The sequence below is a fragment of the Stenotrophomonas lacuserhaii genome (assembly GCF_039674585.1).
Classification (GTDB): Bacteria; Pseudomonadota; Gammaproteobacteria; order Xanthomonadales; family Xanthomonadaceae; genus Stenotrophomonas; species Stenotrophomonas pennii_A.
In genome coordinates, this window is sequence record NZ_JBDJNU010000003.1 from 39,206 (window position 1) to 59,875 (window position 20,670).

At 67.6% G+C, this 20,670-nt stretch carries 23 protein-coding genes and 1 pseudogene; 9 read left to right on the top strand and 15 right to left on the bottom strand.

Features of this window, described 5'->3' with window-relative positions; genetic code table 11:
- The first annotated feature begins 455 nt into the window (after positions 1-455).
- Together ABE522_RS01770 and ABE522_RS01775 are read left to right on the top strand one after the other, a co-directional pair.
- Positions 456-728: a hypothetical protein gene (locus tag ABE522_RS01770; protein WP_057507245.1), complete on the top strand. Its 273-nt coding sequence runs from the start codon at positions 456-458 to the stop codon at positions 726-728.
- Positions 729-840: 112 nt separating this feature from the next.
- Positions 841-1,584, top strand: coding sequence for a SapC family protein (locus tag ABE522_RS01775; protein WP_346590151.1), 744 nt, complete (start codon positions 841-843; stop codon positions 1,582-1,584).
- A 53-nt stretch (positions 1,585-1,637) separates the two neighbouring features.
- Here the strand turns inward: ABE522_RS01775 and ABE522_RS01780 are convergent, their stop codons facing one another.
- The 4 genes from ABE522_RS01780 to ABE522_RS01795 are packed head-to-tail and all read right to left on the bottom strand — an operon-like array spanning position 1,638 to position 5,415.
- Positions 1,638-1,991, bottom strand: coding sequence for a DUF2894 domain-containing protein (locus ABE522_RS01780; protein ID WP_346590152.1), 354 nt, complete (start codon positions 1,989-1,991; stop codon positions 1,638-1,640).
- Entirely contained in the window at positions 1,981-2,619 is a 639-nt protein-coding gene (locus ABE522_RS01785; protein WP_346590153.1) for an OmpA family protein, read from the bottom strand. The genes ABE522_RS01780 and ABE522_RS01785 overlap by 11 nt, the downstream gene beginning before the upstream one ends.
- A complete protein-coding gene (locus ABE522_RS01790) occupies positions 2,616-4,703 on the bottom strand; it encodes a coiled-coil domain-containing protein (RefSeq protein ID WP_346590154.1) in 2,088 nt (695 codons plus the stop codon). Before ABE522_RS01790 ends, ABE522_RS01785 begins: the two co-directional genes overlap by 4 nt.
- Positions 4,693-5,415 (bottom strand): DUF3348 family protein, encoded by a 723-nt coding sequence (locus ABE522_RS01795; protein WP_346590156.1) that lies wholly within the window; start codon positions 5,413-5,415, stop codon positions 4,693-4,695. Before ABE522_RS01795 ends, ABE522_RS01790 begins: the two co-directional genes overlap by 11 nt.
- Positions 5,416-5,573: 158 nt before the next feature.
- Here ABE522_RS01795 and ABE522_RS01800 point away from each other — a divergent pair, with 158 nt between their 5' ends.
- Positions 5,574-7,103, top strand: a complete 1,530-nt coding sequence (locus ABE522_RS01800; RefSeq protein WP_346590157.1) for an MFS transporter — start codon at positions 5,574-5,576, stop codon at positions 7,101-7,103.
- Between the two features lie 4 nt (positions 7,104-7,107).
- Positions 7,108-7,662, top strand: coding sequence for a TetR/AcrR family transcriptional regulator (locus ABE522_RS01805; protein WP_346590158.1), 555 nt, complete (start codon positions 7,108-7,110; stop codon positions 7,660-7,662).
- Here ABE522_RS01805 and ABE522_RS01810 read toward each other — a convergent pair.
- Both ABE522_RS01810 and ABE522_RS01815 read right to left on the bottom strand, forming a co-directional pair.
- On the bottom strand, positions 7,655-8,392 hold the full coding sequence (locus tag ABE522_RS01810; protein ID WP_346590160.1) for a DUF2971 domain-containing protein: 738 nt from the start codon (positions 8,390-8,392) through the stop codon (positions 7,655-7,657). The two genes, ABE522_RS01805 and ABE522_RS01810, sit on opposite strands and share 8 nt — an antisense overlap.
- On the bottom strand, positions 8,334-8,750 hold the full coding sequence (locus tag ABE522_RS01815) for a BLUF domain-containing protein (protein WP_346590161.1): 417 nt from the start codon (positions 8,748-8,750) through the stop codon (positions 8,334-8,336). The genes ABE522_RS01810 and ABE522_RS01815 overlap by 59 nt, the downstream gene beginning before the upstream one ends.
- Positions 8,751-8,962: 212 nt before the next feature.
- Between ABE522_RS01815 and ABE522_RS01820 the strand changes: the two genes are divergently transcribed.
- The gene (locus ABE522_RS01820; protein ID WP_346590162.1) at positions 8,963-9,949 is read left to right on the top strand and encodes a chemotaxis protein CheB; all 987 of its coding nucleotides are present in this window, start codon (positions 8,963-8,965) and stop codon (positions 9,947-9,949) included.
- 61 nt (positions 9,950-10,010) lie between these two features.
- On the opposite strand, the gene ABE522_RS01825 is transcribed toward ABE522_RS01820, so the two are convergent.
- The 4 genes and pseudogenes from ABE522_RS01825 to ABE522_RS01840 form a co-directional block, all read right to left on the bottom strand.
- The gene (locus ABE522_RS01825) at positions 10,011-10,559 is read right to left on the bottom strand and encodes a cysteine hydrolase family protein (RefSeq protein WP_346590163.1); all 549 of its coding nucleotides are present in this window, start codon (positions 10,557-10,559) and stop codon (positions 10,011-10,013) included.
- Between the two features lie 21 nt (positions 10,560-10,580).
- The gene (locus ABE522_RS01830) at positions 10,581-11,219 is read right to left on the bottom strand and encodes a DUF6766 family protein (RefSeq protein WP_346590164.1); all 639 of its coding nucleotides are present in this window, start codon (positions 11,217-11,219) and stop codon (positions 10,581-10,583) included.
- Between the two features lie 120 nt (positions 11,220-11,339).
- A pseudogene (locus ABE522_RS01835) lies at positions 11,340-11,543 on the bottom strand (hypothetical protein); the annotation flags it as partial.
- A 27-nt stretch (positions 11,544-11,570) separates the two neighbouring features.
- Positions 11,571-12,065: a YciE/YciF ferroxidase family protein gene (locus ABE522_RS01840; RefSeq protein WP_042612839.1), complete on the bottom strand. Its 495-nt coding sequence runs from the start codon at positions 12,063-12,065 to the stop codon at positions 11,571-11,573.
- Between the two features lie 224 nt (positions 12,066-12,289).
- On the opposite strand from ABE522_RS01840, the gene ABE522_RS01845 reads away from it, so the two are divergent.
- The 3 genes from ABE522_RS01845 to ABE522_RS01855 are packed head-to-tail and all read left to right on the top strand — an operon-like array spanning position 12,290 to position 15,947.
- On the top strand, positions 12,290-12,466 hold the full coding sequence (locus ABE522_RS01845) for a DUF3606 domain-containing protein (RefSeq protein ID WP_182655997.1): 177 nt from the start codon (positions 12,290-12,292) through the stop codon (positions 12,464-12,466).
- Between the two features lie 11 nt (positions 12,467-12,477).
- A complete protein-coding gene (ligD, locus tag ABE522_RS01850) occupies positions 12,478-14,994 on the top strand; it encodes a DNA ligase D (RefSeq protein WP_346590167.1) in 2,517 nt (838 codons plus the stop codon).
- Between the two features lie 44 nt (positions 14,995-15,038).
- Positions 15,039-15,947, top strand: coding sequence for an OBAP family protein (locus tag ABE522_RS01855; protein ID WP_346590169.1), 909 nt, complete (start codon positions 15,039-15,041; stop codon positions 15,945-15,947).
- On the opposite strand, the gene ABE522_RS01860 is transcribed toward ABE522_RS01855, so the two are convergent.
- The 4 genes from ABE522_RS01860 to ABE522_RS01875 all read right to left on the bottom strand — a co-directional run bounded on the left by ABE522_RS01860 (position 15,892) and on the right by ABE522_RS01875 (position 18,010).
- Complete coding sequence (locus tag ABE522_RS01860) at positions 15,892-16,086, bottom strand: hypothetical protein (RefSeq protein WP_346590170.1); 195 nt, start codon at positions 16,084-16,086, stop codon at positions 15,892-15,894. The genes ABE522_RS01855 and ABE522_RS01860 overlap by 56 nt on opposite strands.
- A 30-nt stretch (positions 16,087-16,116) precedes the next feature.
- On the bottom strand, positions 16,117-16,677 hold the full coding sequence (locus tag ABE522_RS01865) for a mechanosensitive ion channel family protein (RefSeq protein ID WP_346590171.1): 561 nt from the start codon (positions 16,675-16,677) through the stop codon (positions 16,117-16,119).
- On the bottom strand, positions 16,677-17,543 hold the full coding sequence (locus ABE522_RS01870; RefSeq protein WP_346590173.1) for an SDR family oxidoreductase: 867 nt from the start codon (positions 17,541-17,543) through the stop codon (positions 16,677-16,679). Before ABE522_RS01870 ends, ABE522_RS01865 begins: the two co-directional genes overlap by 1 nt.
- Before the next feature lie 83 nt (positions 17,544-17,626).
- A complete protein-coding gene (locus tag ABE522_RS01875) occupies positions 17,627-18,010 on the bottom strand; it encodes a sensory rhodopsin transducer (RefSeq protein ID WP_346590175.1) in 384 nt (127 codons plus the stop codon).
- A 56-nt stretch (positions 18,011-18,066) separates the two neighbouring features.
- Here ABE522_RS01875 and ABE522_RS01880 point away from each other — a divergent pair, with 56 nt between their 5' ends.
- Complete coding sequence (locus tag ABE522_RS01880) at positions 18,067-19,056, top strand: TIGR03885 family FMN-dependent LLM class oxidoreductase (RefSeq protein WP_346590176.1); 990 nt, start codon at positions 18,067-18,069, stop codon at positions 19,054-19,056.
- On the opposite strand, the gene ABE522_RS01885 is transcribed toward ABE522_RS01880, so the two are convergent.
- Positions 19,020-20,615, bottom strand: a complete 1,596-nt coding sequence (locus ABE522_RS01885; RefSeq protein ID WP_346590178.1) for an alpha-amylase family glycosyl hydrolase — start codon at positions 20,613-20,615, stop codon at positions 19,020-19,022. The genes ABE522_RS01880 and ABE522_RS01885 overlap by 37 nt on opposite strands.
- Between the last annotated feature and the right edge of the window lie 55 nt (positions 20,616-20,670).

The following is a 20,670-nucleotide window of genomic DNA, read 5'->3' on the forward strand; positions in this document are numbered from 1 at the left end:
CAATTGCGACCCATTCGCAATGCGCTTGGCGGTGGGCCAGCTGGAGCTGGGTTGGGGCCGGGCGGTGGGGCTGGATTGGGGCCGGGGGGGGGGGGGGGGGGGGGGGGGGGGGGGGGGGGGGGGGGGGCGGGGGGGGGGGGGGGGGCGCGCGCGCCGCCCGGGCCCCCCCCCCCGCGTGCCCCTCCCCCCTCCCCCCCCCCCCCCCCCCCCCCCCCCCCCCCCCCCCCCCCCCCCCCCCCCCCCGACCCCCTGACAGGTTCCGGTGGCCGCAGATATGAAGCGGTAGTGCCGAAGGCTGTGGCAGGAGCCGCTGCCAACATCGCGCAAGCAGCGTTTGCTGGGCGAGGCATTACACGGCCTTCGATACAGGAAAAACAGCACTTTTCGTTCGAAAAGACTGGATTAAAGTGATGCCTCACGATAAAGTGCGCGGCCGTTTTCCGCTCTACTTCCGCATGCGCGACGACAAAGATCCCGGCACCTTCGAACTGGCCCTGCCGCGCAAGCGGGGCAGGCCGCCGAAGTTCGGATATGCGATGAGCGATGCGCAGCGTGCTGCCCGCTATCGCGCGCGCCGCGCAGGCCAGGCCAACCATTCCGACGTGCGCAAGTGCTCGGACATGGTGCTGCTCGACAAGATCCGTGGTGCCATCCGTGGCAAGGATCCCGAGCTGACCGGTTTCCTGGTCCACGTGCTGTGGCAACGCTATCCACTGCAGCTCAAGTAACCGGAAAGGGCGGGGTGGTGATTGCTACGTGGCTTGTTGATAATGCGGGCTTCATGTTCCACCCGCATTCGCGCCCGGGATGGCTGGCGCCTCAAGTAGAGATGGCTTTCTGATGACCACCGGCAACGACACCGCGCCTGCTGCAGGCTCCCCTTTGTTCTACAGCCGCCCGGTGCCGCTGCAGTCCGACATCCATGGCGACCTGCGCATCCTGCCGGGCAAGCTGGATTTCGCTGCCAAGACCAACGCGATTCCGTTGATCGTCAACGAGTTCTCGATGGCGCTGCACCATTTCCCGATCCTGTTCGCCGGTCCGGAAGCGGTGCCGATGGCCGCCCTCGGCGTGACCGAAGACAACCTGTTCGTGACCGATGGGCAGTGGGAACCGGATACGTACGTGCCGGCCTACGTACGCCGCCATCCTTTCATCTTCATCGATACCGACGGCAGCCAGAACTACGTGCTCGGCTTTGACGAGGGCACCGATCGCATCGCCAAGGGCGGCAGCGAAGGCGAAGCGCTGTTCGTGGATGGCAAGCCGAGCGAGCTGCTGCAGCAGGCAATGGAATTCTGCGGCCGCTTCACCGCCGACCACGGCCACACCCAGGCCTTTTCCAAGGCGCTGATCGAGCAGGACCTGCTGGTGATGCGCAACGCCAACGTGCGCCTGCCGAACGGCCGCGAGCTGACCCTGCAGGGCTTCAACGTGGTGGACGTGGAGAAGTTCCAGAAGCTGTCCGATGAGGTGGTGCTCGCCTGGCACCGCAATGGCTGGCTGGGCCTGGTGCACCAGCACCTGATGTCGCTGTCGCGTTTCGGCGACCTGACCCGCAAGCAGGCCCAGCGCGACGCCTGATGGCCTCACGCGTGTAGCGCCGGAGGCAGCGGCTCCTGCCGCTGCCTTCGGCGCTACCGGGCCTTGGGCTTGCGTTTGCGCGCTGTCGCGGCCGTCTGCGGCTGCGGCAGCTGTTCCAGCCACGCCAGTGTGTCGGCATAGGCAACGAAATGCCGCAGGTAGTCCGGTGACAGTGCCTGCATCGCATCGAGCATGCGGTGCACCAGCACGGCCGAATTCAACGGCCCACCTTCGGCCGGGGTCTGCTGCAGGGCGATACGCAGGCGGCTGTCGGCGTGCAGCTGCTGCCAGGCATCGCGCATCGGCTGCAGGGCGGGCAGCTGCGGGTAGTGCGGCAGTGACGTCGAGCCCGCTTCCAGCTGCCGCACCAGTCCGGCGAGCCCGGTAGCGGCGCGGTCATCGCGCATCGCCGCCGTCCTTTGCCCCGGGCCGCGGCATCGGCGCGATTTCCACGCGGCGGTTGCGCGCCCGTCCGGCTTCATCGGCATTGGAACTCACCGGTTGCTCGGCACCGAACGCGGCGGCAAACACCGACGACGGCGGCAGGCCCTCGGCGATCAAGGTGCGGGTCACGGTCAGCGATCGCTGGGCGGACAGTTCCCAGTTGTCGGCGAACTGCCGGTTGTGCGCGTGCACCGGCTGGTCATCGGTGAAACCGCTGACCATCAGGATGTCCTGGCGCTGCGCCAGCCAGCCCTTCAGGGGGCCGGCCAGGCTGCGCAGCACCTCGCGCCCCTCGGGCTGCAACTGGTCGGAATTCAGCGCGAACAGGACGTTGCCGCTGATACCGATGCGGCCGTCGACCAGCGTCACACGCCCGCCCGCCAGCGGCCCGGCCAAGGCCTGCTCCAATGTCTGCTCGGCGGCCTGGCGCTGCCTGGTTTCCGCATCCAGTCGGCTGCTCAATTCCAGCTGCATGGCCACCACGCCGACCAGGATCAGCACGAAAGCGCCCAGCAGCACCGACATCAGGTCACCGAACGCGGCCCAGATCGGCGTCCCGCTGTCGCCATCCAGTTCGTCGTGATCGCTCATGCGGTCCCTGCCGGCGTGCGGCCGTTACCGAGCTGGCGCAGCTCTTCGGTGATCTGCTTCTGCGAGAGCAGGCTCAGGTCAACCACTTCACGCGCCTGCGCCACGTAGTAGGCCAGTTGCTCATCGCTGCGTGCCAGCGAAGCGTCGAGGGCGCCGGCCAGCTGTTCCAGGTGGGCCGACAGGCTGCTGCTCGTGGCGGTGAACGCGGTCACTGCGCCGTCCAGTCCGGCGGCCAGTTCGCGGCTGCCGTTGGCGGCGTCGGCAACGCTGCCCACCAGTGCCTGCAGGGTGCCCGCCTGGGCGTCAACCTGTTCGGCGAAGCGCTCGCCGGTGCGCTGCATCAGGCCGGCGGCGTTTTCGATCAGCTGGTCCACCGCAGTGCGCTGTGCACTGGACGTGGCCTGGATCGACTCCATCAGGCTGCCGACCGTACCCAGCAACTGGGCGCGCTCTTCAAGCAGCGACGTGTCGCGCACCAGGCTGTCGGACAGCCGCTGGCGGAGCTCGGCGACCACTTCGGCGGCGGCGCGTGGCGCTTCGCTGGCGACATCCAGCAGGCGGGTGATTTCGGCGATGGTGGCGGCGGACTGTCGGCGCGCCTCTTCGCCGGTGCTGCTGGCGGTCTGCTGCAGCGTTTCGCTGATGTGCTGCTGCTGTGCGGTGGCCCGTTCGCTGTGCGTGGCCCATTGCGCACCGGTCTGTTCGGCCAGCGCGGTGAAGGCCTGCGACCACTGCTGCAGGCGTGCCTGGTCGTCTTGTGCGCTGCGCTCCAGCAGGGCCTGGTGCGTGTTCTGCAGCTGGGTCACCAGCTCACGCGCATCGGCTTGCTGCGCCTCCAGTGCCGCCGCCCGCGCAAGCGCATCGCGTTCGCTGGCCGCGCTGGCCGCGGCCTGCTGCTGCTCCGCCAGCGTGGTCCAGTGGGCGCCCAGTTGGTCGACCTGCCCGCGCAGGCGGCCATCGAGTTCGCCCAGCAGCCGATCAGTGCCGTCCTGCTGGCTGGCGATGACGCTGGACAGCGCGCTGCCAAGTGCGGTGACAAGCGCGGCATTGGCGGCCTGCTGCGCGTTGAGCGCTGCGTCGAACTGCGCGCGCACGTCGCTGGATACCGTCTGCGTCGATGCCTGCAGCGCATCGAGCTGGCGCTGCACCGCGTCGGTCACGTTGGCCTGGGTGCGCGCGGCGCTGGCTTCGATGTTTCCCAGCACATCCCGCAGCAGCGGCTGCAGGGCGCTGCCGATGGCTTCACTGCCGCTGTGCACGCCGCGCTGCAGGGACTGCTCCAGTTGCGCGGCCAGGCGCTCCTGCGCGGCGTCATGGCGGACGATGAACGCCTCCTGGCGTGCCTCCAGCTGTGCATGGCTGGCAGCGGCTGCCTGCTGCACGCCCTCCACCATCCGCTGCAACTGCTGCACCAGGGCAGGCAGCAGGGCCGCCTGGTCCTGCATCAGGCGCAGGCCTTCCGAACGCTGCCACGCCTGGCCATGCACCGACAGTTCCGTGCGGATGTGCTGGTCAAGCACCTGCACGGCGGCCAGGCGCTCACGCCGCAGCAGGGCCGACAGCAGGCCGAGCATGGCCGATGCCGCGACACCGGCGATGGAGGTGCCGAACGCTACCGCCAGGCCTTCCACCGGCGATGCCAGCGAGCCGCGGATAGCCTGCAGATCGGTCGCGCTCTGCAGCGCCATGCCGGTACCGCGCAGCGTCGCCATCATGCCCAGCAGCGTGCCGAGCATGCCCAGCAGCACCAGCAGCCCGACCAGGTACGGGGTAAGCGCAGGGCCGGGCAGGGCGGTCCGGTTGCCTTCCACGCGCAGCCGCACCGGCCCGCGCAGGGGGGATGGCACCCGCTTCAGCCAGTCATCCAGGTCTTCCCGGTCGTCCCCGTTGCGGGTGGCGCCAAGCAGTGCGTCGGTCGCGCGGCGGAACTGCAGCAGCTCCCACCCGCCGACGCAGTAGCACGCGGCGATGAGGAGGGCGACGGCGGCGCCGAGCGTGTTGTGGCCGATGTAGCCGATCCCGATCCAGACAGCAGCGGCGAGTCCGAGGAGGAGGACGATCAGGTGCAGGGCGTTACGCAGCATGGGGCGGTGCTCGGTGCGGATGGACGGCGGCGGACAGCCCGTCGATCGGGTGGAAACGGAGGTCGAGTTCGGCCAGCAGCAGGTCGCGCACGGTATCGCGCAGCGCGGGCGGCCAGGACGGCTCGGGCAGGGGGGCGGGCATCACGTCAGGCGATGTGGCGTCCGGGTTCGCGGTGACAGCGTCTGCGCTCGCGGCGATGGGCAGGCAGGCGGCCAGGTGCGCGGGCAGGCGGTTAAGCAGCCGGTACTCCCGCGGGGCCAGCACCTGCTCCATCACGGCATCGATCTCGGCCAGGCGTGCGCCTTGCTCACCGGTTCGCGCCAGCGCGTCGCGCAGGCGGCCGCGCAGGCGGCCGGTGCTGGGCAGCTGGGCGCGCTGGAGCGCGGCATGCCGGCGTTCGAGTTCGGCCGGCGCCATGGGCTGCTGCAGCGCAGCCACCAGCGCGTGGATCGCCTCGACGTGGGTGCTGCGCGCCCGCGCGCACTCTTCGACAAGGCGGTCTACGTCGGTGTCCGCCGACTGCTCCGGGAGCTCGGGAAGGCTGCCATCCAGTGCCCGTGCGAGGGCGACGGCGCGGTTCCAGTCCACCCAGCTGCCCAGCGCCGCAGGCAGGGCGGGGCTGTCGGGGGTGCCGGACGGGTGATCAAGCCGCTGCAGTGCGCGGATCAGGGGCGGCCCGGCAACGGGCGGCCGAAGTGACGGTTTCGCCATTGTCAGGAGGCCAAAAGACGCGATTTTACACGCTTGCCGGCGCGGCTGCCTGCGCCGGACCGCCATTTGGCACATGAACGGCCACTGGCCCAATCGGCATAACTATACAGGACGTCCGGTATAGTTAAGTCTGTCCCGCCACCGCCTTGCTGATCACCATGTCGTTGCCTGCCACTGCTCCTCCCACCTCCGCATTGTCTCCCGCACGTCGCTGGAGCCTGCTGTTCACCGTGGCTGCCGGCCTGTTGCTGGTCACCTTGGACAATTCGGTGCTGTACACCGCGCTGCCCACCCTGGCCAGCGAGCTGCATGCCAGCGACAGCCAGCAGCTGTGGATCATCAATGCCTACCCGCTGGTGATGGCCGGCCTGTTGCTGGGCGCTGGCACCCTGGGCGATCGCATCGGTCATCGGCGGATGTTCCTGGTCGGGCTGTCTGCTTTCGGCGCGGCGTCATTGGCGGCGGCGTTCTCGCAGTCCGCTGGCCAGTTGATCTGCGCGCGCGCCGCACTGGCAGTGGGTGCCGCCGCGATGATGCCGGCGACCCTCGCACTGATCGGGCTGACCTTCCATGAAGAGCGGGAGCGCAACATCGCCATCGCCCTCTGGGGTTCAGTGGCGATCATCGGCGCCGCGCTCGGCCCGATCATCGGCGGGGTGCTGCTGGCGCGTTTCTGGTGGGGATCCGTCTTCCTGGTCAACGTGCCGGTGGTGGTGCTGGCCTTCGTCGCCACGCTCGCACTGGCGCCGAAAGGCGTGCCTGACGGCAGCCGGCGCTGGGATTTCGTCACTTCGCTGCTCGCGCTGGCGGCATTGTCCGGTCTGGTGCTGGCGATCAAATCGGTGATTGCCACACCGCCTGCGTGGGTCACCGCCGCCATCGCCGCTGGCGTGGCGTCGATCGCCGCCGCCGCCTTCGTGCGCCGCCAGCGCGTGCTGCCGTATCCGCTGCTGGACGTTGCCATCTTCCGTAATCCGGCCTTCCTCTGCGGCACGCTGGCGGCGGTGTTCACCCTGTTCGCACTCGCTGGACTGCAACTGGTGACCACCCAGCGCTTCCAGCTGGTCGCCGGATTCACCCCGCTCCAGGCGGGCCTGCTGGTCTCGGTGGCGGCGGTGGGCAGCCTGCCGAGTGCGCTGTTCGGCGGGACGTTCCTGCATCGGCTCGGCCTGCGGCCCTTGATCAGTGGCGGCCTGGCGTGTGGCGCGTTGGGCGTGGCGGTGGTCGCAGCCGGGTTCGCACACGGGCTGGGATGGGTGATCGCCGGCATGGCAGTCACCGGGATCGGGATGGGCGCGACGATTTCCGTGGCGTCCACGGCCATCATCGGCAATGCGCCGGCCGACCGCGCCGGCATGGCCTCGTCGGTGGAAGAGGTGGCCTACGAATTCGGCGGGCTGCTGGCCGTGGCGGTCCTGGGCAGCCTGGCGGCGGCGTTGTACACCGCCTTCCTGCCCGCCGACGCTGCGTTGCCGGCGGCGGCACGCGAGGGCATCGGTCAGGCGCTGCAGGCTGCCGGGACCCCCGCGCCGCAGTGGCTGGATGCGGTGCATGCCGCGTATGACCGCGCATACCAGTGGGTGCTGGTGGTCATTTCGGTGGCGCTGGCCATCGGCGCGACGCTCACCGCGCTGCTGCTCCGCAGCGGGCCCGGTGGCCGCGAAGCGGCACCGGTTGCCGTACATTGAACGCATGAGAACGAGCAATAGAACCCGGATCCTCGATGCCGCCGTGCGGGTGATCAACCGCGATGGCGTACGTGCGGTGACGTTCGAATCGGTGTCCAGCGAATCCGGATTGACCCGTGGCGGACTGCTGTATCACTTCCCTTCGCGTGAAGCGCTGCTGCGCGCTATCGACGAGCATCTCGTGCAGGGCTGGGAAGCGTCGATGCAGCAGCTGCTCGCGGTGCCGGCGAGCGAATCGAGCGCGGTCGAACGGCACGCGGCCTACCTGCGGGTTTCGGCACAGAGCGCTACCCGCGCCGAGCTGATCTTCATGCTCGAATCGGTCGAGCCGGATACCGACGTGGCGCCTTGGAGCGAGGCCATCGCGCGCTGGGCGCCGGCGCCACCGCGGCCTGGCGAAAGCGATCCGGCGGCCTGGGACAACTTCATCGCGCGGCTGGCTGCGGACGGCCTATGGGTGTACGAAGGGATGTACAACGGGAAGATCGCCGAGGACGTGCGCGCCGGAGTCGTGCAGCGCCTGCTGGCGATGCTGCAACCGGCTGGGCCGGTCAGGTGACGATCCGCTCCACCAGCCCCGCTTCCAATGCCTGGCCGCGCACGATGCAGGTGCCGGCCGGGTCCAGCCGGGCCATGTGGACCCGGGTGTGGGGACGGGCCACGCGCGCGATGATCTGCATGATCTCGGTGGGCATGCGCATGCCCAGGATCACCTGCAGCACCGCTCCCGGTACCGGAATGTGGCGCTCCTGGCTGAGCAGCCGCCACTCGTTCTCATAGGCCCAGTGGGACGTCTTGGTGGTGAGGGCGCGCAAGGCGGCACCACCGCCTGCCGCGACGTCGATCGCAGGCAGCCTGCGCGTATAACGCACCGGGTACAGCGGCAAGCGCTGCGGATCGAGCTCCAGCGCGATGGCAACACCGGCGAACCGACCGGCATACAGCGACCACATCCGCACATCGTCGAAACGATCGGTGAGGCTGCAGATGCGGGTGGGCAGGTTACGGTCGAGCTCGCGGGCGGTGCCGAACTGCGGCCGCGCCGCACCCTGGCCGACCATGCGCGCGAACTGGCCTTCGAAGGGGTCGTTCAACGCTTCGTAATGCTCGCAGTAGAGCCGTTCGTTGACCACGATATCGAGTAGGTGGGCGAGCTGCTCCACAGGTTTGAATTTATAGAAGATCAAGTGTTCCCCCGATGCTGTCCTCGCCAGCCTGCAGCATCGGCCATCAGCCGATGTGCGGCGCCACCACCCGCACCAGCCGATCCGTGCCGGTGCGCGCATCATCGCCGCGGCTCCGGCTGAAGCCCGTCCAGTCGCCGCGGCAGACGAAACGCAGGTCCGCCTCGCCGGCGGGAACCATGCGCATGGACCAGTAGGGGAAGCGGCGGCCGCTGATCTGACCTTGGCCCAGCTCCATCATCTCGCAATGGCTGCTGGCTTCGAGGATGCGCGAATACACTTTCCACAAGCTGTCTTCAGGGCCTTCCAGATATTGCATGAAACGGCTGCCGTCGAACAACAATACCCCGGTGACATCGGCCTGCAGATTGAAACGTTCGGCATCGCGTGTAAGAGCCTCGACGCGCTCGATACTCAGGCCCGGTATTGCCTGACTTGCATACGCCAACGCACGGATTGGCAAAACGGCGACTCCTTTCTTCCTTTGGATCTGAAAACTAGCGTGCAGCCCCGTAAGAAAGTGTCTTCTGCAAAGGGACATTCTGAATGGGTCAGGGCCTTATCGCACTCATTCCGTGATGCGGTGCACAGGCCGGTTGTCCTGGAGTTTCTGCACGCCGCCATGAAGGGGGCGGTGACCATAATGGCTGCGACGAAACAACCCTGCGGGCAGGCATGTCGAACAGCAATCGGATTCACCGCGACATCATCGTGATCGGTGCCTCGGCGGGTGCGACGCCGGTGCTCACGCGCTTGGCCGCCCTGCTGCCGTCCGACTTTCCGCCTGTCCTGCTGGTGCGGCATATCGGCAGCCACCCGAGTGTGCTGCCCGAGCTGCTTTCCGGTGCCGGCAGGATGCGCGTCCGCCATGCCGTGGCCGGTGACGCCATCGAGCCGGGCACCCTGTTGATCGCACCGCCGGACCAGCACATGCTGGTGGCCGACGGCGTGATCCGGCTGACGCGGGGTGCCAAGGAGAATCTCGCGCGCCCGGCGATCGATCCCTTTTTCCGCTCGGCAGCCGCGTGTTTCGGACCGCGGGTGGTCGGGGTCGTGTTGAGCGGCCGGCTCGACGATGGCACCGCCGGGCTGCAGGCGATCAAGGCGTGCGGCGGGCTGGCCATCGTCCAGGATCCTGCCGATGCGCTGGAGTCGAGCATGCCACGCAGTGCGTTGCGACACGTTGCAGTCGATTGGACGACACCCGGCGAACAACTGGCCGCCACGCTGCAACGTGCCATCCGCGAACCCATCCGCTCCGCGCCGGCAGTGCCTGCCGCGGTGCGCCACGAGACCGACCTCAGCATGGACATCGGCAATGACATGAGCGGGCTGGACGCCATCGGCCGCCCCTCCAAAGTGAGCTGTCCGGCCTGCGGCGGGGTGCTATGGCATATCGATGACAGCGCACCCCCGCGCTACCGTTGCCATACCGGACACGCCTACACCCTGGACGCGCTGGACCAGACCCAGGCACGTCATACCGACGACGAACTGTGGCGCGCGTTGCGTGCCTTGCACGAGCGGCAACGGGTGATCGGCATGCTGGTCGACCTGCACGGAGAGGCAAGCCGCGAGGGCGCGTTGCGCATCGCCGAACAGTCGCGTGTGGCGACAGCGATCCACCATCTGCGCGGCCTGATGGACGAAGGGGTGCCCTGAGCACGACGACCGGATCGAGCGCGTGGCGGTTTGCCGCGCAGTGCGCAGGCCCTTCAAAATCCTACTGCGCCAGGTAACGCTGCAGTGGGACGACGCGGGCGGCCTTGCCGTCCTCCAGCAGCCGCAGCGCGGTCGACTTGGCTCGACCGATACCGGCGACCGCTTCACGCACGACCACGGTGTCGTATTCCCGCGCATTGCTGTCAAAGCACGTGGCTGCGACACAGGATTCGGCGGTCATGCCGCACACCACCAGCTCGTCCACTCCCAGCTTGGCCAGCAACACCACCAGGGGAGTGGCAAGGAAGGCCGAGTGCTTGGGTTTGAGTACGAAATAATCCCCTGGCTCGGGCTGCAGCAGGCGCGCGATCGTGGACGACGCGCCGGGCGTGCGCAGGCAGGCATCGACGAGCTCCTTGAAATCAAGCTGCCAGTTCGCGAAGTTGTCATTGGCGTGGATGACGGGGTGGCCGCGCAGGCGGAACTGTAGTGCCAGGCGCGCGATCTGGCGCGCGGCCCGCACCGCGCCCGGCTTCAGCCGATCAGCGTCGGGGAATTCGAACAAGGTGAACATGTCGATGACCAGCAGGGCAGGCGTAGACGGACGCATCTTTTCAGTCCTGGCAGCAGCTCAGTCGCCGGTCTGGCTGTGCGGAGCAGCCAGCGGCTTGGATTGGGGTGAGTCTTTCTGGCGCAGGAAGATGGTCAGGATCACCAGCGACAACACGGCCAGGAACTCACTCTGCCAGTTCTGGAAGGACTCGAACCAGAAACTGCTGCTCGCCAGATGCTCCCAGCACGTAGGCGGCGGCAGGCCCCGCGCCAGCTGGTCGTCGACCTCGGCGCGCCAGCTGCCGGCCAGGTGCAGCACGAAGCTCATCAGGAACAACAGCATGAACGCGATGGCCAGTGAGTGGCCATACAAGGTCTTCCACAGCCCGCCCTTGCGCACTGCCCACGGCGTGCGCCCGGGCTCGATACGCTCGTGTTCTTCTGCATGGGAGAGCGGCCGCGATTCGGCCGATCCCTTCTGCCGCAGGCTTACCGTCAACAGGACGTACATGCCCATCTGCAGGAATTCGCTTTCCCAGTTTTCGAAGGTAGCGCTGATGAAATGACCGCTGTGTAGATAGTCCCAAAGGTCCAGCGTGGGGCGCTGGAGCTCGGCGAGCTCCTGGTTATGGTCCAGGAAGCCCGCCCATACCTGCCCTCCCAGGAAGCACAGCAGGAGGGCGAACAATACGATGGACAGGCCGTTTCGTTTCCACATTCCGATGCACCCGGTCTGGCTGATTTCACCATTGGCCACGTGCCCGCCTCGACACGTGGCCACCTCGACAGGAGGGCGGCACCGCTGTGCCGCCCCGGGTCAGGGCTCCGGATCAGGGGTCTTGCCCCAGCTGCCGGCCTGGCCGAAGTTCGGCTGCGTGCTGCCATCGCGCTCGGCCTTGCCGTCGGGCTCGCCTTCGCCGAGCTTGCCGCCCTTGCCGTGGCCGCGCTGGTTGTATCCGGCGTTCTCGGTGGCACGCCGGTCGTCGGCAGAAGGCTCTGCCTGCCGAGCGGGCTCGTGTGCCGGATCATGATCGGGTTGCATGGTGGTCTCCTGGCAGGCGGTCGGGTCTCAGGCGGCTGCCGCCTCGGCATTGCCGCCGGACTTGGCCAGCATCGTCAACTTCTCATCCGTGGCCTTTTCTTCCTCCAGCGTCTCCAGCAGCAGCGGCAGGGCATCCTTGTAGCCGAGCTGCTTGGCCAGCGCGGCGATCGTGCCGTAGGAGGCGATCTCGTAGTGCTCGACCTTCTGCGCGCCGCCGATCAGGGCAGCGTCACGCACCGGGCCTTTCTCGATGCTGTCGATCACTTCCTTGCCTTCTTCCACCAGGCCCTCCATCGCGGCGCACTTGATGCGCTTCAGGCGGATGCCCAGCACTTCCACCACCTGGTCCAAGCGCTCGATCTGGCCCTGCGTTTCTTCCAGGTGGGTCTCGAAAGCGGCAGCAAGATCGGGGTTGGTGGCGGCGCGTGCCAGGCGCGGCAGCGCCTTGGTCAACTGCTTTTCCGCGCTGTAGATATCCGACAGTTCGTGGATGAAAAGGTCTTCAGCGGTTTTGATAGCCATCGAAAGCTCCGTGTTGGATTGGGTGAACAGAGATTCCGAGCCTAGGCACGCAGGTGTATGCGGCTCGTCATGCGAGCGCGAAGAGAAACGTGAGGACTGCGTGGGTGGCGCGTTTTCTTCACTTCGGGTAACGGATTCTTGTTTCCGGGTTCACCTGGCGCTCTCGTCCCGGCGACCGCGGCGGAACGATGCTCGACGAACCTGAGCTTCGGACGGAGATCGACATGAGTGACGACAAGCAGCAGACCGGCAGCCCCGACCGCGACCGGATCAACGTCAACGAGGACTATGAGGTCCAGTACTGGACCCGGACGCTGGGCGTCAGCCGCGAAGCGCTCGAGGCGGCCGTCAAGGCGGTGGGTCCGACCGCCGAGGCCGTGCGCACGCACCTGCGTCGCTAGGCCGTTCCGGGATGTCGCTGAGCGAGTACCAGCGCAAGCGGAGCTTCGGCCGGACCCGGGAGCCGGAGCCGGGCAAGAAAGTGCCGGCCGGCCAGCGGGCCATCTTCGTCGTCCAGCTGCATCATGCCAGCAGGCGCCACTATGACGTCCGGCTGCAGATCGGTGGCGTGTTGAAGAGCTGGGCGGTGCCGAAAGGACCCAGCTACGATCCGCGGGTGAAGCGGATGGCGGTGGAAGTGGAGGATCACCCGGTCGACTACGCCGGATTCGAGGGAGAGATACCCAAGGGCGAATACGGAGGCGGGCACGTGGCGCAGTTCGACCACGGCGTGTGGTCGACCCGCGGCGACCCGGAGGCGCAGCTGGCGAAGGGTCACCTGCGATTCGAACTGTTCGGCACCAAGCTCAAGGGCGGCTGGCATCTGGTGCGCTCCGGCAAGCCGGCGCGGCAGCCACAGTGGCTGCTGTTCAAGGAGGACGATGCCTATGCCGGCGATGTCGAGGCGGACGACCTGCTGGCCGACGTAACGGCGGCACCTGCGGCCGACCTCAAGCGCGCCGGTAGCGGCAAGTCCGTCAAGCGTCGGCTGACGTCGGTACCGGTGAGCGCGCGGTCGCGCCGGGGTGGGTGGTCCGGAAAGGCGCTGCGACTGGCCGGGGCGCGCAAGGCCGAGGCGCCGGAAGGGCCGTTCCAGCCGCAGCTGGCCAAGCTTGGCGATCATCCGCCAGCCGGAGACCAGTGGGTCCACGAAATCAAATGGGATGGCTACCGGATACTGGCTACCGTGGCCGATGGCGAGGTGCGGCTGTGGTCGCGCAATGCGTTGGACTGGACCGGGAAGCTGCCCGAGATCCGCGAGGCGGTGGCCGCGCTCGGGATGAAGTCGGCGGCGCTGGATGGTGAGCTGATCGCGGGCGGCGGCACCAAGGAGGACTTCAACCTGCTGCAGGCCACGCTGTCCGGCGAGCGCCAGGGTGCGCTGTCCTATGTGCTGTTCGACCTGCTGCACCTGGACGGCGTGGATGTCACCGATGCGCCGCTTCTGCAGCGCAAGGCGTTGCTGCAGGAACTGCTGGCCGATCCTCCGCCGCACCTGGCGCTGAGTTCGCATATCGCCGGCGACGGTGACGCGGCATACCGGCTGGCCGGCGAGCAGCACTTCGAAGGCATCATCTCCAAGCGCGCCGATCGCGGCTACCAGGCAGGGCGTAGCGAGGACTGGCGCAAGACCAAGCAGTTGGCCAGCGACGAGTTTGCCGTGGTGGGCTACACGGCGCCGAAGGGGAGCCGGGCCGGATTCGGTTCGCTGCTGCTGGCGAGGCCTGACGCGCGCCATGGCTGGTTGTATGCCGGTCGGGTGGGCTCGGGCTTCACCGACAGCCAGATCAGCGAGCTCAGCGCGATGATGGGGCAGGGGGGTGGCAAGCAGCCGACCGCGTACGTACCGACCACCGAGACCGACCTGCGCGGGGCCACGTGGTTTCCGCCGCGCTTCGTGGTGGAGGTGTTCTATCGGGGGATCGGTGGCCAGCAGCTGCTGCGCCAGGCATCGCTGAAGGCGGTGCGGCCGGACAAGAACGTAGCCGACCTCGCCAGCAGCGACCGCGGCCAGGGCACTGCCGTGGCCACGGCGCCGCCTGTGGGGCGGCCGGCCAATGCGTCGCCGACGCTGTCCAGCCCGAGCAAGGTGATCTTTCCGGATATCCAGGCGACCAAGCAGGAGGTCTGGGACTACTACAGCGCCGTGATGGACCACCTGCTGCCGGAAATCATCGGGCGGCCGTTGTCGATCATCCGCTGCCCCTCGGGGACCTCGAAGCCGTGTTTCTTCCAGAAGCACCACACGGCCGGCCTGGAGCGCGTGGGCTCGGTGCGGCTGAAGGAGGACACCGGCGTCAATGCGCACTACCTGGTGGTGGAAGATGCGGCCAGCGTGTTGGAGCTGGTGCAGTTCAACGCGCTGGAGTTCCATCCGTGGGGCAGCCATGCGGCCTCGCCCGATCGGGCCGATCGCGTGGTGTTCGACCTCGACCCGGGCCCGGACGTGCCTTTTTCGGAGGTCAAGAAGGCGGCCACCGACATCCGCAGGCTGCTGCAGCAGCTGGAGCTGGAATCCTTCCTGCGGGTGTCCGGTGGCAAGGGGTTGCACGTGGTGGTGCCGTTGCACCCGGGCTGCGACTGGGACCTCACCAAGCGTTTCGCGCACGGGTTCGCCGACGCGCTTGCCCGATCCGAGCCCGATCGTTTCCTGGCCACGTCGAGCAAACGCCTGCGCAACAGACGGATCTTCGTGGATTATCTCCGCAACGGACGCGGTGCGACGGCGGTCGCATCCTATTCGCTGCGCGGCCGGCCGGGCGCGCCGGTGGCACTCCCCATCTCCTGGACCGAACTGCCCAGGTTGAAGCGCGCCGACAGTTTCACCCTCCGCGATGTACCCGCCCGGCTGAAACGACGCCGCAAGGATCCATGGGCCGGCATCGACACGCTCCAGCAGAACCTTTCACGGTGGGCGCAGGACGACTGACCGCAGCTGCCCGCCCTTCCATCAAGCACAAGAAGGGGTATTCCATGCGCATTGCTTTCCTCAACACTACTGCCGTGCTCGCGCTGGCCGCGTGCGGCGGGGGCACCACTTCGTCCAGCGTGCAGGCGCCCGGGGCGGAGGCGGCGCCGGCCACCAAGGCACTGGACGCGGGTGCGGCGCTGCTGCAGGACCGTCCGCCGATCGAAGCGATAAACGCTTACCTGGACGGTTTTCATTTCTACAATGGGCACCCGGCAGGGCAGATGGAAGCGCACCATTACTGCAGCATCCTCAACGAGGACGTCATCCAGTGCACCATCTACGATGGGAATGTCCGCGACGCCAAGCTGATGGGCGTGGAGTACATCATCAGTGGGGCGTTGTTCGGCAGCCTGCCCGAGCCGGAGAAGAAACTCTGGCACAGCCACGTGCACGAAGTGAAATCGGGCCAGCTGGTGGCGCCCGGCATCCCCGCCCCGGCCGAGCATGCGCTGATGGAGAAACTGGTAGGCACCTATGGCAAGACCTGGCACACCTGGCATACCGACCTGGACAAGGACCTGCCGCGGGGCATGCCCCAGCTGATGATGGGGTTCACCGCCGACGGCCAGATCGACCAGGCCATGCTGGCGGCGCGTGATCAGCGGATCGGCATCGACAGTGGGGAGCGCAGGGCGGCGCGCGCCGATATTCCCTCGCCGCCGATCGATCCGGGTGCCGATGCCTGGCAGCGTGGCCAGGTCATCCAGATCGAAGACCCTGCCGGCAACCGCCACGCGCAGCACGGCGCGCCCTCCGGCCAACCGGTGCCGCAGCCAGCGGGGGAGAATGCCACCTCGCGGCACGACGGGCCAGGGTCGCTGAGCCCGGCTGTGCAGCACGCGGGTGCTGCAGTGGTCACTGCGCCTGCAGCGATGCCTGCAGGGCCTTGGCCAGTGCGGCATCACCGCTGACCAGCTCCTCCCAGCGCAGCACGATGCCGTTGCGTTTTCCCTTGCGCACCAGTTTCAGGCCATCCGGGTCGATGGTGAGGGTGAACGCATCGGCACCGACCTGCAGTTCACGGCGCAGTGGCTTGTCGAGCGGGGTCATGGAGTTCCTTGATGTCCTGGCGGCGCGGATTCAATGCCAGAGCCGCATCATGCGCTGGAAGAACAGCGAGTTGGGCACCTTCAACAGGCAGTCCTGCGATGCCGGGTTGCTGTCCTGCAGGGTGGTGTAGATGAGATTGATGTCGACCACGCGTCCACGGATCCCGGGTTTGTCCGGGCTGTCGATGACCTCGATCTGGTCATACAGCCGGAACGGCTTGGTCGCGAAGATCAGGAACGAACAGAAGATGTTGGACAGGACGCTCCACGCGGCAAAAAACGCGACCGCCCCCACTGCGGCGAAGCCGGTCAACGCACTCCACAACACGCGCGCGGAGACGCCCAGCCGCTCCAGCACCAGCAGCAGGGCGCCCGCATAGACCAGCGTGGCAGCGATACGGCGCGCGCCGACGGCATACGCCGGCGGGAACTCGTAGCGGTTGGCCATCGTGCGCGCGGTCATCGCGACGAAGCGCACCAGCAGCCACGCACACGTCCCGATCAGCAGCAGTTCGCTGACCGGGACGACCACGTCCAGCCACTCGTCCAGCCAGGTTGGCAACGCGGAGCGAAGCGCGTGCCAACGCTCCATCACAGGGTCACGGCGCCGCCGGACACGGTGAGCAGCGCGCCAGAGGTGTAGCTGGCACCGTCGCAGGCCAGCATCACATAGGCCGAGGCCAGCTCAGCCGGCTGGCCCGGCCGACCGAATGGCGTCTGCGAGCCGAAGCTCTCGACTTCCTCGGGCGCCATGCCGGCAGGAATGAAGGGCGTCCAGATCGGGCCGGGCAGCACCGCATTGACGCGGATCTGCTTGTCCGCGAGCAGGCCGGCCAGCCCGATCGTGAGATTGGCCACCGCGCCTTTGGTGGCGGAGTAGGGAAGGATGTTCGGGGTCGGTTTCTTGGAATTCACCGAGGCGGTGTTGATGACGTTGCCACCGTTCTGCAGATGCGGCACCGCAAGTCGCACCAGGTTGAATACTGCGTGCACGTTGGTATCGAAGGTGCGCTTCCATTCCTCCAGGGTGATCTCGTCGAAGCTCTCGAAATAGCGCTGGTACGCGGCGTTGTTGACCAGCACGTCCAGTCCGCCGAGCTCCTTGGCCACCCGGTCCACCAGCTGCTCGGCCTGGGCGGGGTCACTGATGTCGCACGGTGCAAGCAGCGCCTTGCGCCCCGCCTCTTCGATCAGCGCGCCGATGCGTTCGGCATCGGCCTGTTCGTCGGGTAGGTAGGCGATGGCCACGTCCGCCCCTTCGCGGGCAAAGGCGATGGCCACCGCCGCGCCGATGCCACTGTCGCCACCGGTGATCAAGGCCCGCTTGCCGGCCAGCAGGCCATGGCCCTGGTACGTGGTCTCGCCGTGGTCGGGGGTGGGTTCCATCGGCCCGGTCTTGCCGGGGAAACCCTGCTGCTGCGGCTTGAAGGGGGGGCGTGGATAGTCGGGGAGGGACATCGCGTTCTCCAGTGCGGTGAAAGGAGATACCGATGCTGCGCGCTCGCCCGTAAATGACCTGCCGATGCGGTGTCAGTGCGGTGTCACAGCGGGTGAGCGATGGTCGTCATCAGCGCGTTTTCCGCCTGCCGCGAATCCAGCCGCGTGTGCTGCACGATGATCGGTTCGCTGGAGTGGATGAGGGTGGCGAACGGCGTTTCGCGCGGCACCTGCATCGGATCGTCCAGGTCGTTGAAGCGGACATGGCGCGTGCGCCGCGCCGGCACTTCCACGCGATACGGCCCCACCGGTTCGCGGTCCTCGAAGTACAGCCACAGTTCAACCTGTGCAGGTCGTTCGCAGGTATTGAGGATGCAGCAGGTTTCGTGGCTTTCCAGCGCAGGCTGTGGGCCGTTGCTCCAGCCTGGGATGTACCCTTCGGCGATCGCCCAGCGGCGGTGGCCGATGCATTCTTTTGGCATGTTCATGACGCGGTTTTAAATCGTGTCCTGTTGCAATCGTGTCAAACGCACAGGAGCGCGCCGTGATTGGATTCCATGCCTCGCATGAGCAGTTCGCCCCCGCCAGTCTGCTGGCCCTTGCACGGCGCGCGGTGGACAGTGGGTTCGATGCGGTGATGTGCTCGGATCATTTCCATCCCTGGTCGCGCCGCCAAGGGCAGTCCGGCCAGGCGTGGGCGTGGGCCGGGGCGCTGCTCGGCCAGGTGCCGGTATCGCTGGGCATGGTGACGTGCCCGTCCGGGCGCTACCATCCCGCCGTGGTGGCACAGGCAGTGGCCACGCTGGAACAGTTCGCGCCCACCCTGGTGTGGCTGGCAGTGGGCAGCGGGGAAGCCCTGAACGAGGCGATCACCGGGCAGCCCTGGCCGAGCAAGGACATCCGCAACGCGCGCCTGCGCGCGTCCGCAGAGGTGATCCGCCGTCTGTGGGCCGGCGACAAGGTCAGCTTGGACGGCGAGCAGGGCGTGCAGGTGCGCGAGGCGCGGCTGTACAGCCGGCCCACCACCCCGATCCCCTTGCTGGGCGCTGCGCTGACCCCGGAAACCGCCCACTGGCTGGGCGGCTGGGCCGATGGGCTGATCACCACCAGCATGCCGATGGAGGATCTGGGTAAGGTAGTGCGCGCCTTCGAAGCAGGCGGCGGCGCGGGCAAACCGATGTACCTGCAGGTCAAGCTTTCCTATGCGCGCAGCTACGACGCCGCGCTCGCCGGGGCGCGCGAGCAGTGGCGCCAGAACGTGCTGAGCGCCGAACAGAGTGAACAGCTCAGCCAGCCGGAAGCCTATGAACAGCTCGGCCACCAGGTGAGCGATGAACGGCTCACCGAGCGGGTGATCGTCTCCCACGATCCCGGCGTGCATCGTGAGGCCTTGCAGGGCTACCTGGACATGGGTTTCCAGCGGTTGTACCTGCACAACGTCAACCTTGAACAGGAACGTTTCATCGACGACTTCGCGACCCGGGTGCTGCCCACGCTTCAGCTCCCGCCGCTGTCCACCAGCAGCCAAGCGTAGCCGTAGCCGGCCAGCACCACGGTCTGCTGCGCGACATCCGCGCCGCGCAGGACGACCGGGCGTCCGTCGGTTGCCTCGGCCAGGTGCAGGCGCTGGGGCGTGCGACCCACGTTGACCAGGGTCAGCAAGGCACTGTCGCCGCTGCGGAAGCGCAGCCCGAGAACGGAGCGCGGCAGGCCGGGCAGCGCTTCGGCGGCCTGTTCCAGCCAAGGCAGCGAACGGCGCGCCTGCAGCAGTTCACGCACGCGACCAAGCAGCGAATCCGGGTCGTCGCGTTGCGCCTGCACATTGACCGCATCGCTGGCCAGGCCGCGGTCATGACTGGACAGCGCGGCGCGCCAGGGCGGCGCGGAGCCATCGCTGAAGCCGGCTCGCGGGCCAGGGGTCCACTGCATCGGCACGCGCACGGCATCGCGCTCTGGCAGGCGCAGGTCATCGCCCAGACCGATCTCGTCGCCATAGCGCAGCACCGGCACCTGGCCCAGCGAAAGCAGCACGGCGTGGGCCATCGCCAGCGCGTCCACGTCGTGGTCGAACATCGGGGCCAGCCGGCGCCGGATGCCGCGTTCGTAGACACGCATGCCCGGCTCGGGTGCGAACCGGGCCATCACGCAGGCGCGTTCCTCGGGACTCAGCTGCTCCAGGTCCAGTTCGTCGTTGTTGCGCAACCATGCCAGCCGCGAACGTGCCGGCGCATCGGCGTTGTACTCGGCCAGGGTCGAGGTGATCTGGCCGGCGTCCTCCCGCGCGAACGCCAGGAACAGATGGTTGTTGAGGTGGAAATCAAGCAGATGGGACAGGCGCCGCCCGTGGCCAAGATACTCCCCGTACTCGCCCGCCTCAACGTCGGCTTCGCCGATGAGGATGGGCGCATCGTGGTGCGCGGCCGCTTGTCCGCGCATCAGCTCCAGCAGCCAGCGGCCTTCGTCGCGCGGGTCGGCGAGGGCCGCGCGTTCCACCATGTAGGGCACCGCATCGATGCGGAAACCCGCCACGCCTTTGTCCAGCCAGAAGGCGATGATGCGTCCCATCTCTTCGCGCACCTCGGCATTGGCCAGCTCCAGATCGGGTTCATGCCGGTAGAACCGATGCTGGTAGAACCGCGCGGCATCCGCGTCCCAGCTCCACACCGACGCTTCGATCGGGGGAAACATGGGGTCCGGCCCTTGCTCCGGCGGCGAGTCCGCCCATATGTACCGCGCTGCCATCCGCGCGTCGCCGCTGCGCGCCTGCAGGAACCAGGGATGCTGGTCGGAGGTATGCTGCATGACCAGCTCGACGATCACCCCGATGCCACGCCGCGTGGCTTCCCGGATCAGGAGATCGAAACTGTCGAAATCGCCGATGCGCGGATCGATCGCGCAGTGGTCGATCACATCGTAGCCACCGTCGCGGCCGCCATTGCGGTAGGTCGGCAACAGCCACAGGTGGGTGATGCCCAGCCATTGCAGATAGTCGAGCTTCTCGACGACACCGGACAGGGTGCCCCAGCCCCTCCCGCTGCCATCACGGAACAGGGAAACGTCAAGTTGATAGATCGCCGTCGAATGCGGTGCCATCGCATTACCTGTGGTCGGGAGGGTCCATGGTGCACGCAGCAGCGTCGAGACCACG